This is a genomic window from Xanthomonas sp. WHRI 6108, from assembly GCF_040202385.2.
Classification (GTDB): domain Bacteria; phylum Pseudomonadota; class Gammaproteobacteria; order Xanthomonadales; family Xanthomonadaceae; genus Xanthomonas; species Xanthomonas arboricola.
Window position 1 is genome coordinate 460,325 of sequence record NZ_CP168198.1, and the last position, 12,527, is coordinate 472,851.

Annotated in this window: 7 protein-coding genes and 1 tRNA gene; 3 read left to right on the forward strand and 5 right to left on the reverse strand. The window is 66.7% G+C overall.

Features of this window, described 5'->3' with window-relative positions:
• Window positions 1-71: 71 nt before the first annotated feature.
• Window positions 72-977, reverse strand: coding sequence for a 4-hydroxybenzoate octaprenyltransferase (ubiA, locus tag ABQ039_RS02000; RefSeq protein WP_349778559.1), 906 nt, complete (start codon window positions 975-977; stop codon window positions 72-74).
• Window positions 978-1,205: 228 nt separating this feature from the next.
• Between ubiA and ABQ039_RS02005 the strand changes: the two genes are divergently transcribed.
• A tRNA-Arg gene (locus ABQ039_RS02005) sits at window positions 1,206-1,282 on the forward strand.
• A 162-nt stretch (window positions 1,283-1,444) separates the two neighbouring features.
• Here ABQ039_RS02005 and ABQ039_RS02010 read toward each other — a convergent pair.
• A complete protein-coding gene (locus ABQ039_RS02010; protein ID WP_349778560.1) occupies window positions 1,445-1,786 on the reverse strand; it encodes an HPF/RaiA family ribosome-associated protein in 342 nt (113 codons plus the stop codon).
• Between the two features lie 350 nt (window positions 1,787-2,136).
• On the opposite strand from ABQ039_RS02010, the gene ABQ039_RS02015 reads away from it, so the two are divergent.
• Window positions 2,137-4,560 (forward strand): DUF3772 domain-containing protein, encoded by a 2,424-nt coding sequence (locus ABQ039_RS02015; RefSeq protein WP_164738868.1) that lies wholly within the window; start codon window positions 2,137-2,139, stop codon window positions 4,558-4,560.
• Window positions 4,561-4,860: 300 nt separating this feature from the next.
• Here the strand turns inward: ABQ039_RS02015 and ABQ039_RS02020 are convergent, their stop codons facing one another.
• Together ABQ039_RS02020 and ABQ039_RS02025 are read right to left on the reverse strand one after the other, a co-directional pair.
• The gene (locus tag ABQ039_RS02020; protein ID WP_160955109.1) at window positions 4,861-6,969 is read right to left on the reverse strand and encodes a phosphoglycerol transferase I; all 2,109 of its coding nucleotides are present in this window, start codon (window positions 6,967-6,969) and stop codon (window positions 4,861-4,863) included.
• 474 nt (window positions 6,970-7,443) lie between these two features.
• Window positions 7,444-9,168 carry an AarF/ABC1/UbiB kinase family protein gene (locus ABQ039_RS02025; RefSeq protein WP_024938244.1) on the reverse strand — a complete coding sequence of 575 codons (1,725 nt, stop codon included), beginning with the start codon at window positions 9,166-9,168 and terminating at the stop codon, window positions 7,444-7,446.
• Window positions 9,169-9,406: 238 nt separating this feature from the next.
• On the opposite strand from ABQ039_RS02025, the gene ABQ039_RS02030 reads away from it, so the two are divergent.
• Complete coding sequence (locus ABQ039_RS02030) at window positions 9,407-10,348, forward strand: DUF808 domain-containing protein (protein ID WP_184609956.1); 942 nt, start codon at window positions 9,407-9,409, stop codon at window positions 10,346-10,348.
• 154 nt (window positions 10,349-10,502) lie between these two features.
• Here the strand turns inward: ABQ039_RS02030 and ABQ039_RS02035 are convergent, their stop codons facing one another.
• Window positions 10,503-12,122 carry a GGDEF domain-containing protein gene (locus ABQ039_RS02035; protein ID WP_184609957.1) on the reverse strand — a complete coding sequence of 540 codons (1,620 nt, stop codon included), beginning with the start codon at window positions 12,120-12,122 and terminating at the stop codon, window positions 10,503-10,505.
• Between the last annotated feature and the right edge of the window lie 405 nt (window positions 12,123-12,527).

Consider the following 12,527-nt stretch of genomic DNA (forward strand, 5'->3'; position numbering starts at 1 on the left):
CTCACCCCCAACCCCAACCCCTCTCCCGCGGGGAGAGGGGCTGAAGCCGAGGCGATTGACCTGTGTGCGCGTCAGCGCACTGCCAGCGCTGCGGCGATGCCGACGAAAATCGCCAGGCCTACCCAGTTGTTGTGCAGGAAGGCGCGGAAGCACGGGCCGCGTTCGCGGTGGCGGGCGAGGCGGAACTCGTAGGCCACCAGCAGTGCGGCCACGCACAGCCCCGCCCAATACGCGATACCGAGACCGGCGCGCAGGCCGACCAGCGCCAATGCTGCAAACATCGATGCGTACAGCAGGCCCTGCGCGATCAGGTCGAACCTGCCGAACAGGATGGCGGTGGACTTGCTGCCCATGCGGATGTCGTCCTCGCGGTCGACCATCGCATACCAGGTGTCGTAGGCCGTGGCCCAGAGGATGTTGGCCGCATACAGCAGCCAGCCCAGCAAAGGCACGCTGCCCTGCACCGCGGCGAAGGCCATCGGGATGCCCCAGCCGAAGGCCATGCCCAGATAGACCTGGGGCAGGTGGGTGTGGCGCTTGAGATAGGGATAGCTGGCGGCCAGGAACACGCCCGGCACGCTCAGAGCCACGGTCAGCCAGTTGAGCGTCAGCACCAGCGCGAATGCCACCAGCATCAGCACCACGAACACCCACAGCGCCTCGCGCCCGGACACCGCCCCGGTGGCCAGGGGGCGCGACTTGGTGCGCTCCACATGCGGGTCCAGCCAGCGGTCGGCATAGTCGTTGATCACGCAGCCGGCCGAGCGGGTCAGCCAGACCCCGGCGGTGAACACAAACAGCGTCCATAGCGGCGGCAGGCCATCGGCGGCCAGCCACAACGCCCACCAGGTGGGCCACAGCAACAGCAGGCTGCCGATCGGACGATCGCCGCGGACCAACGTCCAGTACTGCCCCAGTCGCTGCGGCCAGGTCAGCGCGGGCGCTGTCGGCAGCTGTTCAACACTATGCTTGCTCATGCTGCAAAGGGTAGCAGCGCGGCTCGGCTGCGGTCATGCGCTGGGTGACGATCGAGCCAGGCATCGTCCAATCTTCCGGGCGGCTGCCCGAGCTCGCGCCAGGTACCTCCGCGCCGGCGCTGGCTCCGGACTGGGCTCCATCGGCAATGCAGCGGTGTCCGGCCGTTCGGCACTCCCTGTCGCCGGTGTCACGCGCGCGGCGGCGGTTCTGGCATAATGCCCGGCCAGGCGCTCGTAGCTCAGCCGGATAGAGTAGTGGCTTCCGAAGCCATTGGTCGGGGGTTCGAATCCCTCCGGGCGCACCAGATCAAAACCCATCGGCCCGCCGCAGTGACACTGCAGCGGGCCGATGGTGTTTCTGGATCAGGGGTTGGTGCCGGCTGATGTATCAATGCGTCATTGCGCTGCGGTGCCAACGATGCAGCGGTTGGCAGGGGGCGCCTGGCGCCACCCTGCCCAGGCGCGGATCAGAGCATTTCCGGCGGCGGTGCGGTGGTCTTGGCGTGCTGCTTGCCACGTGCGTGTTCGATGGCGGTGCGCAGCTTGCGTGCGGCGCCGGTGACGGCCGAGGCGGTGGTTTCGGCGCTATTGGTGGCCGCGATCGGCGGCAGGCCGGCGACGTGCGCCTCGATGCTGCAGGTTCGATCCGCTGCGCCGCCGCGCTGGCCGTTTTCATCGCGCAAATGCACTTCGACGCGGGTGATGTCGTTGGCGAAATGCGCCAGCTGGGCGGAGCAGGTCTTCTCGACATGCTGCACGACTGAGGGGTCATGCGGCACGTGCTTGTCGGTCTGGATCTGAATCTGCATAGAGTATCTCCTTCGCGGTCATCCGCTGCGTCTGCCGTAGCGGTGACTCGATTCTGCGACAGCGCACCGTTGCCGCGAGGTGACAAGCTGCACCGCGTTCATGCTCAGGTTGGGATGACCGGACGGTGCATCTACTGCGGCGGGCAGCGCTGTCACCGCATCGCGAAAGAACCTGCGATCGCGCAGTAACAGCCGCTGCTGGCGAGCTCTGCCAGGCTGAACCCGCACGGCAGCGTCGATCCGCCTGGCTGGAAGCAGTGGATTAAGATGCCGGCACCGCGCTGGTTGCGCCTGTCCGATCTCTGCCTGTGTCCGAATTCCGAGTTGCCCTGGGTGCCCGTCGCGGCGTGTTGCAGCGTGTGCTGCTGCTGGTCGCGTTGTGGATGGTGTGCGTGGGCGCCGCCGTGGCGCAGGACGACGACACGCTGCTAGAGACCGCACAGACTCAGCTCGACAACATGCAGAAGGTGCTGACCCAGGCCGACGCGGGCATGGAGAAGGCCGATACCGAGCAGCTCGGCAAGCTCACCGACGATGTCGCCGGCGCGCAGCGGCAGGCGCAGGATCTGGTGCGCACGCTGGAGCAACCGCTCAAGGAGCTCAACGGGCGACTGGAGGGGCTCGGTGTCGCGGCGCCGAACGAACTGACCGACCTGGCAAAACAGCGCAAGGCGCTGACCAAGGAGCGCGATCAGCTCAATGCCGAGTTCATCCGGGCCACGCTGCTGGTCTCCAATGCCAAGGACCTGGCCGACCGGCTCGAACGCGAGCGGGTGCAACGCTTCAGCGTGAAGCTCTCCACGCGGGTCGCCTCGCCGCTGTCGCCGACCTTGTGGAAACAGATCGCGCAGCAATGGCCCGACGATCGTGCCCGCCTGCAGGCCTTGTCAGACAAGACGGTGCAGATGGTGCAGGCCGGCATCGCCGCCAGCGGCGTGGGCGGGCTGATGACCGCTGCCGTCATCGCGTTGCTGCTGGCGCTTCCGCTGCGCATCTTCCTGCGCCACCTGGGGCGTCGTTATGCGGCCTCGCGTGCGCCCGGCGGACGCCTGCGACGCTCGGGCCTGGCACTGTGGTTTCTGCTGGTCGGCACGCTGACTCTGGGGATTGCGGCATTCGTGCTGGTCGAGGGCATCCGCGCGCTCGGCGAGCTGCCGGACGATCTGGACCAGTTGCTGACCGGATTCGTCGCCATCAGTGTGGTGGCTGCCTTCGTCGGTTCGCTCAGTGCCAGCTTGTTGATGAAACACCAGCCAAGCTGGCGCCTGTTCCCGTTGGACGATGCCACTGTCGACCGCCTGCGCGTGCATTGCCTGGCCACCGCGGCGGTGATCTGGTTCAGCGGCATGGCGATGAAGATCAACGAGGTGGCCGGCAGCAGCCCCGCACTGACCACCGCCACCGATGCGCTGGCCGCGTTGCTGTACGCGGGGTTGATCCTGTCGGCGTTGGCCGGGCTGAGCCTGTCCTTGCGTGCGCATGCGGCAAATGCCGGGGTGGCCGATCCGGACAGCGATGCGCCGCCGCCGGTGGTCTCGCGCGGTGGCGGCTTCATCGTGCTGATCCGCCTGCTGGGCCATCTGGCAGTGATCTTTGCGCTGATCGCGGCCTTGTTCGGCTATCTCAATCTGGCCTTGTTCGTGGAGCGGCAGATCATCTGGATCACCCTGGTGTGCAGCCTGCTCGGCCTGCTGGTGGTCTTTGCCGACGACCTGATGACCTGGCTGTTCAAGCCCGACGGCCGCTTCAGCCGGGCCTTGTCGCACGCGCTCAGCATCGGCAGCGGCCGCCTGGTGCAGCTCGGGCTGTTGATATCGGCGGCAACCCGGGTGCTGCTGGTGCTGCTGGGCATCGCGGTACTGCTGACGCCGTATGGCGCCAATATCAGCGTGGTCACCGACTGGGCGGAGAACATCGCCCACGGCATTACCATCGGCAAGGAGCTGGTGATCACCCCGGGCGATGTGCTCAGGGCGCTATGCGTGTTCCTGCTCGGCATGGGGCTGGTGCACGTGGTGCAGCAGTGGTTGCTCAACACCTATCTGCCCAAGACCGAGCTCGATGACGGTGCGCGCAATTCGATCAGTACGGTGGCGCGCTATCTGGGCTGGCTGATCGTAGTGGTGTGGGGCCTGACTGCATTGGGCCTGGATCTGAAGCGGCTTGCGCTGGTGTTGAGCGCGCTGTCGGTGGGTATCGGTTTCGGTCTGCAGGCGATCACGCAGAACTTCGTGTCGGGCCTGATCCTGCTGGCCGAGCGGCCGGTGAAGATCGGCGATTGGGTGCGTATCGGCGACCAGGAAGGCGACGTACGCAAGATCAGCGTGCGTGCGACCGAGATCCAGGTCGGCGACCGCTCCACCCTGATCGTGCCCAACTCGGAATTGATCACCAAGAGCGTGCGCAACATGACCCTGTCCAACCCGATGGGGCGGGTGCAGCTGCAGTTCTCGGTGCCGCTGGAAACCGACGTGGCAAAGGTGCGCAACATGCTGCTGGAGCTGTTTGCCGAGCACACCAAGGTGCTGGCCGATCCGGCTCCCTCGGTGTTCATCGATTCGCTGGCCGGCGGGCACGTCAACTTCAATTCGTTCGCCTATGTGCGCAGCCCGCGCGATTCGTACGGAGTACGCAGCGAGCTGTTCTTCGCGTTGTTGCAGCGGATGGAGACGGCGGGGATTGCGCTGCAATCGCCGCAGGAAATTCGCTTCAGCCGGGCAGGTGCGGCGGTGGCGCGCGATCCGGCCGATGGCACGCCTGCATCGGAAGATTGAGTCGACACGTGCATGCAGTGCGCGGTAAAGGATGCTGGTCGCATCCACAGTGATCGAACAACGTACGTCTTGCTTTGCCTGCACCACACACACCGACCATCCCGACAGGTCCTTGCCCGCTCACCGTCGCGGGACCTTACGCGGCATGGATGCCGCGTAAGAGCCTACAAGGACGTACTTGCGGCGTGTCCTGCGATGGTGGGCGGGCAAGGACCCCGCAGTCAGGCCGCAAATCGCACGCTTCGACGTTGCTCTTGAGCTTTGCCTTCGCCGTTGCTTCATACAGGGCGACAGCCAGACTCAGGAGCGATCCGCGACCTGGGTCTGCTTCACCAGGGCCAGGTCGTCCACGCTGACGTCTTCGGTGTAGTCCAGCCAGGCGCGGATTTCCAGATCGTCCACCGCATGTTCCAGGCCTACCGGCATGCGGATGCGACCGGCCGCATCGGGCACCACCCATTGCTGGGCCAGCACCACCTTGCGCTCCGACGAGACTGCCTCCACCCAGAATGCACGCGTCGGCCGGCGCTTGGCGTACAGCTCCAGCATGTAACGACCGGCTTCGGTCTTGCGCGCGGCCTGCGTGAGCATGATTGGCTGGCGCACGCGTGGGCGCGGGCCTTGCTGGCTGGCCTCCAGCGGCGCATCCACGGCGATGCCGCGGGTCAGGTCCGGGTCGCGGTACAGCTTCATGCTCTGGTGGCGGTCGACCACCAGCGCGCACCAGTCGCCATCGGCCGAGCCGTCCTCGAACGCCGTGCAGCGATCCACATAGGCCAGCGTGCCCTCGGTGTGGGTGCGGTCGAACTGGCGCGAGGTGTTTTCCAGATAGACGGTTTTGAGGTTGGTGTCGTCGTCGTATTCCAGCAGCACCGGCGGGCGCACCTGCTGCACGCCCACCACCACATCGCCATTGCCGTTGATGCGCAGCATGCGGGTGCTGCGCCCGGTCCACAGCGTGCGTGCGTAAGCGAGATAGCGCGGGTAGTCCTTGCCGCTGTCGCGGCTGGCCGCAACGCTGGCGCTGGGGGGCGCATCGTTGGCCAGCAGCGAGCGGCCGAAGCCCAGCGTGCGCATGCCCGGCTCCAGCAACTGCAGCAGCGTCGCCCCTGAATCCAGCGTGCTGCCGGCGCGTGTGACCACTTGCTGCGGGGCGATGTCCTTGCCCAGGAACAGCAGCAGGTTTTCGCGCTTCTGCTTGGCCAGGACATCGCTGAGATCGTTGGGCATCGCCAGGTGGTCGGAGGCGATCACGATGATGGTGTTCTTGCCGTAGCGGCTGTTGCGAATGCGTGCGACCAGCTCGCCGATCAGCCGGTCGCTGCACTTGAGCGCATGCAGCAGCCCGATGTCGCCCAACGCGCTGTCGTAGTGCTGGCCCTTGCACGCCAGCGGCAGATGGCCGGCAGGGTGGTGGGTGTCCATGGTCAGCGTGGTGAGCATGAACGGCTGGCCGGCGCGCGACAGCGTCTGGAAGCTGTCCCAGGCATCGTCCAGCAGCACGTCGTCATGCACGCCCCAGGCGGAAAAGTGGTTCGGCGCCACGCCTTTGTCGCGGAAGTAGCGGACGTCGTGCACCACATCGAAGCCATGGCTGGACAGGAAACTGCCCTTGCCGGCAAAGCTGGCATCGGCGCCGCCGACATAGTGATTGCGGTAGCCCTGATCCTTGAGATAGTCGCCCAGGCAGCGCGCTTCGGGCAGGAACAGGCCCATGCGGCCCATGCTGTTTTCATCGCCGGGCGCGGTGGTCAGCGGCACGCCGCACATCGAGGCGACCATGCCGGCGATGGTCCAGCCGCTGCCTTCGGTGGAGGTGAGGTTGCGCACGTCCACCGCCTCGCTGGCCAGCGCGCGCAGGTTTGGCATCAGGCCGGGAAACACGTCTTCGTCGAAGTAAGTGCGTTCCAGGCTCTCGCCGTAGATCCACACGATGTTCTTGCGCTTCTGCAAGGGCTGCTGCGGCACCAGGTATTCCGGTACCACGGTGGCGTAATCCACCGGGCGCAGCTGGTAGTACAGGCGCTTGCCGTCGCGGTACAAGGGGCTGACCGCGATGCTCACCAACAACATCACCACGAAGCCGCCGAATACCGCATTGCCTCCACGCGGGCGACGGAAACGCCGCACCCTGAGCAACACCAACGGGCTGAGCGACAGCAGCACCATGCCGATAAACACGGCGATATAGCCGGAGAAATCGCTGACGCCGGCACCGTCCATGTCCGCGCGCAGGTGATACAGCGTGGCAGCATTGATGCCGTCGCCGCTGAGCCGATCCACCAGGCCCCAGGCACTGAGCAACAGCAGCAGCAATGACAACAATCCGGCCTTCAGCCACGCCAGACGCGGCGAGGCGACCAAGAGCCAAAGCAGGAGCAACAGCGAAAACAACAACATCCAATGCATGCGGCAGCGTCCGTGGGGGAATGATGCGAGCGCGTACCGGACGCCTTGCTCGCCATGTCCTGTGCGCCACACCCAATGTGACACCCGGATGACGGACTATGCCGCGCTGAAGCTGACTGAAATGTTTGTTGGAGTTGCGTGCTTGCCGTAGCGCGGCACAGCGTGCGCGGTGAGGATCAGCTGGTCGCGGTGGCGCTCGCTAAGGGAGCCACGGTTTCTGTACTCCGCATCTGCGCGGCTCTCGCACATCGGCGACGTCTCGATAACGCCACATCGCCCGATTCCCTTCGACCGCTGGACGCGGCGGTCTTTGCATGCGACGCCGGTTAAGCCGCGTCGCGCCCGGGTGCGCTCCTACGCGTGTGTGTGGCGCTATCGATGCCCGCGTTCTTCGCGCGCACGCGGCGGTCTTGGTAGGCGACACCGGGTAACGCGATGTCGCGCCCGGGTGCGCTCCTACGTATGTGTGTGGCGCTATCGATGCCCGCGTTCTTCGCGCGCACGCACGCGGCGGTCGAACAGCAGCGCGCTGAGCACGATGCCCAGGCCTAGCACGACGCCGAGCAGGAACAGCACCATCGCGATCGCCGGATAGCCCCACAGCTTCAAGCCGGTTTCGATACGCATCATCTGCGCCGAGGCCATGATCAGCGCCGCAGTCACGATGCCGGCCGCCACGCGGTTGGCGATCTTCTGCAGGCTTTCCATCAGATGTGATTCTTCCAGCCCGGTGACGCGCATCTGCAGGCGGTTTTCCGCCGCCAGCGACAGGATCTCGGACATGCGGCGCGGTCCTTCGCGCACCAGATGCTGCAGTTCCATCGCCTCGCTGGCTAGATTGGCCGCCGACAGGGATTTTTTCAGGCGCGCGCGCATCACATGCTGCAGGTGGCGCTCGACGATGCGGCGGGTGTCCAGGTGCGGCGACAGCGTGCGGCACACGCCTTCCAGGTTCAACAGGGTCTTGCCGAGCAGGCTCAGTTCCGGTGGCGTGCGCAGGCCGTTGGCGGTGGCGATGCGCACCAGATCCAGTACCACACGGCCCTCGGAGGTGGTGTCGTGCGCGGCGTAGCGGGCGATCATCTGCCCGGTTTCGCGCTGGTAGCGGTCTTCGTCGTAATCCTCCAGGCGCGTGCTCAGCGCAATGGTCTCTTCGGCGACCTCTTCGCCACGGCCGTCGACGGCGGCGAACAGCAGCTTGAGCAAGCGCTCGCGCAGGCGCGGCGGCACATGCGCGACCATGCCCAGGTCGAAGATCGCCAGGCGCCCGTCCTGCAGCACGCGCAGGTTGCCCGGATGCGGGTCGGCATGGATCTCGCCATGCACGAACATCTGATCCAGGTAACCCTTGACCAGTTCTGCGGCCAGCTTGTCCATCGGCTGCTCGGTGCGGCGCAGGCCGGAGATCTTGTCCACGCGCACGCCTTCGGCCAGCTGCATGGTCAGCACCTTGCGGCTGCTCAGGTCCCACACCGGTTGCGGAATCCACAACAGCGGAAACGGCTTGAGATGCTTGCCGAAGCGCACCAGCGTCTCGGCCTCGTCCTCGTAATTGAGCTCGGCGCGCAGGGTCTTGCCGAATTCGCCCAGCCAGTCGGCAAAGCGTACGCGCCGGCCGATGCCGGTCAGGCGGTCGGCGGCGGTGGCAAAACTCTTGAGCACGTCCAGATCCGAACGTACCTGGGCAGCGACTTCGGGCTTTTGCACCTTGACTGCCACCGGGGTGCCGTCGCGCAGGGCGGCGCGGTGCACCTGCGCCAGCGAGGCGCAGCCCAGCGGCACCGGATCGAAAAACGAGAACGCCTTGTTGACCGACACGCCGAGTTCTTCTTCGATGATCTGGCGGATGCGCTCCACCGGCACCGAACTGGTGTTCTCCTGCATGCGCTCCAGCGCCGTGGCGAACTCCGGTGGCACGATGTCCGGCCGCGTGGACAGCATCTGGCCGAGCTTGACGAAGGTGGGACCGAGCGCTTCCAGGTCGGAGACGAACTGGTCGGGCGTGCCTTCGGCGGGCACTTCGTACTCGTTGATCGCAGCCGGATCCAGGTTCATGCCCGCAAACACGCCCGACCCGCGATACCGCAGCAACAGGCGCAGGATCTGCGTGCGACGGCTCATGCCGCCCACCACGCCGGTGTCGGCGGGGATCGCGGCCTGGGCCGGTGTGCGGTACGGGTCGTTCGGACTCAAGGCCATCTCCGGCGGTCGTGCAAGAGCGCGAGTGTGGCCAGCGGCGGGTCGTCGGGCGGTGAATCCAGACAAGCGGCTACGGCGCGGTCGTGTGCGGCGAGGCCGACGGGCATGGCCGAATCATGCGGCCGGCGGGCGTCGGGATCGCGCACCAACGGTCGGCAACGGCGTGCAACCGCCTGCCATCACCCCATACGGGCGCAGGATCGGCGAGAATCCACCGCCACTCACGAAGGACCCCCGCATGGCCGGTGCCAGCCTGTTCACCCTGCTCGACGACATCGCCACGCTGCTGGACGACGTTTCCATCCTGACCAAGGTCGCGGCCAAGAAGACCGCTGGCGTCCTCGGCGACGACCTGGCGCTCAATGCGCAGCAGGTCACCGGCGTCACCGCCGACCGCGAGCTGCCGGTGGTGTGGGCAGTGGCCAAGGGCTCGCTGATGAACAAGGTGATCCTGGTGCCGGCGGCGCTGGCGATCAGCGCCCTGGAGGCCTGGCTGCGCGGGCGCGGCTACAACGTGCCGCTGGTGATGCCGCTGATGATGATCGGCGGTGCCTACCTGTGCTTCGAGGGCGTGGAGAAGCTAGCGCACAAGTTCCTGCACAACCAGGACGAGGAAGCGCAGCGGCATGCCGAGCGCACCCGCGCGCTGGCCGACCAGAACGTGGACGTGGTGGCGCTGGAAAAGGACAAGGTCAAGGGCGCGATCCGCACCGACTTCATCCTGTCGGCGGAGATCATCGTGCTGTCGCTGGGCGTGGTGGCCGGGGTGTCGTTCGGCCAGCAGGTCGCGGTGCTGGTGGCGATCGCGCTGGCGATGACCATCGGTGTGTACGGCCTGGTCGCAGCCATCGTCAAGCTGGACGACCTGGGCCTGTACCTGAGCAAGAAGGGCGCGGCGTTGGCGGCGCTGGGCCGCGGCATCCTGGTGGCCGCGCCGTGGCTGATGAAGTTCCTGTCGGTGGCCGGCACGCTGGCGATGTTCCTGGTCGGCGGCGGCATCCTGGTGCACAACATCCCGGCGTTGCATCACCTGGTGCAGGGCCTGGCCAAGTCAGCCGGCGGCATGGGCTGGCTGGTCGATGCACTGGGCAACATGCTGGTCGGCGTGGTTGCCGGTGCGATCGTGCTGGGCGCGGTGATGCTGTTCCAGAAGCTGCGCGGGAAGCCGGCGGCGCACTGACGCCGTCCCGCGGCGGGCCAGGGGAGCCCCTGGTCGCCGCACGGAAGCGGTTGGTCGTAGTGGGGCCCGGCGGCAACCGAAAGACCGGCGGCGCCTCTGCGTCGTGCGCCGGTAATCCGGTATGACCGGTCGATGCGGCAGGCCGCGTTCGCGGCTAGTCGGCGCTGATCACCCGATTCTTGCCGGCTGCCTTGGCGTCGTACATGGCGCGGTCGGCACGGCGGATCACATCGTCCTGGGCCTCGTCGAGATGGCGCAGTGCCACGCCGCCGCTGAAGCTGACGAACACGCGCACGTCCTCGTGCAGCAACGAGCGCTGGGCCAGTGCGCGCTGCAGGCGGATCACCGCCGCGCTGGCTTCGAAGATGGTGGAGTCCGGCAACAGCAGTACGAACTCCTCGCCGCCGAAGCGGGCGATGGCGTCGGTGGTGCGCAGCACCGACTTGGCCACGTCCACGGTGTGGCGCAGCGCGGCGTCGCCACCGGCGTGGCCGTGGGTCTCGTTGAGGCGGCGGAAGTCGTCCAGATCCAGCATCGCCACGCACAAGGGTTGCCCGCCGCGCTGGGTGCGTGCGGCCTCACGCTGGAACAGTTCCTCGAAGCCACGGCGGTTCAGCGCGCCGGTCAGCTGGTCTTCGCGCACCAGCCCGGCCACGTCCTTGAGTTCCTGTTCGAGCGAGGCGATGCGCTGCTCGGCGTCCTCGACCTGGCGGCGTGCGGCCAGCAGCTCGTCGCGTGCGGCCAGCGCCTGCGCCTGCACCCCGGCAGTGTCCTGTAGCACGTCCTGCAACAGCCGGTTAAGGTCGGGAATGCTGCGAGCGTCGCCGATCGCCTGCGAATAGCCGGCAACGCGATCGTGGTACTCGCCGGTGCTGGTGGCCATGCCGTCGAGCCGGTCGACGAAGGACACCATCATCTCGCGCATCGCGGTCTTGGAGTCGGCAATGCCTTGCTTGAGCAGGCCCTGCTTGTAGATGACCTCGCGCAAGGTGCCGCGTGCCTGTTCGATCGAGCTGACATCCAGCGGCCCGGAGATCAGCTGCCGCACCACCGAGATCTGGCCCTGCAGCCAGCTGCGATCGTCGAGCAGTTCGCCGACGTTTTCCAACAACAGGTCGAACAGGCCGAGCAGCAGGTTCTGCTGCTCGCTGGCATCTTCGGCACGCAGGCCGATCTGGTGACTCAGTTCGCGCAGGCGCTGTTCCAGGGTGATCAGCTCATGGCCGGGGCGCCAGTGGCGCAGTGCCGATGCCAGGGTCTGCGCTTCCTCGGCCAGTTCCGGGCTGCGTTGCAGCAGCGTGGCCAGGGCATTGCCCAGCGCGTGCCGCAGCAGGTCGCGCAGTTGTTCGGCTTCGGTGCGCCCTTCGGCCAGCGAGTCGCCGGTATCGATGGTGCGGATGTACTTGTCGATCAGTTGCCGCAGGGTGCGGCCGTAGCCGGGCCAGTCGCCGGCCGCATAGGCTGCGCTCAGGCGCACGCCCATGTCGCCGAGTTCGCCATGCAGGCTGGTGATGCCTTCGGCGAAGGCCAGCAGCAAGGCCTCCGGATGCGCGGCATGCGAGAACAGGCGCATCAACAGGGCGGTGGCGGCCGCCGGGTCGTGCGCGCCGGACTTGTTCTTGGCCGGCACCAGCTGATGCGCGGCCAGGCCGTGCCCGCTGCCGATCACGCTGGGCAGGGCGGCGGCCGGGCGCGCGCTGTCCGCGCCGCCCCAGGGCAACAGGCGGCGCAGCCCGCCACGTGGGCGGCTTGGGAGTTCAGGCTGGTCTGCCATGCGCCGGGGTCTCGGAAAGTCGTGGTGCCATTGCGGGTTATCGGCGCGCGGGCGTCGCGCTTAAGCGGTCTGGGCAGGTCTGCGCAGTTCCGGCAGGCAGCCCCGATGCCAGGCAGTAGACGACAGCGGTCCTGCGTGCGCGGCTGAACAAGTCATGCGGGTGATGGCGGGCGCCGCCGTCGTTGCCCGCTTTCGGTGCGTTTCAACAACCGCGCACCACGGCAGGGATGTCATCGCACTGCAATGCGCCGCTTATGCCTTTAGAGCTACGCAACCATGCGCAAGGGAATGTAGATGTCGCAGAAAAGTCAGCACGTATTCACGCATATTTTATTTGCCCGGGGTGTAGATTCGTCCCAAGGACAACGTGGAGTACGCGCGTTGGCCCCGCTCCTCATTCGTAGC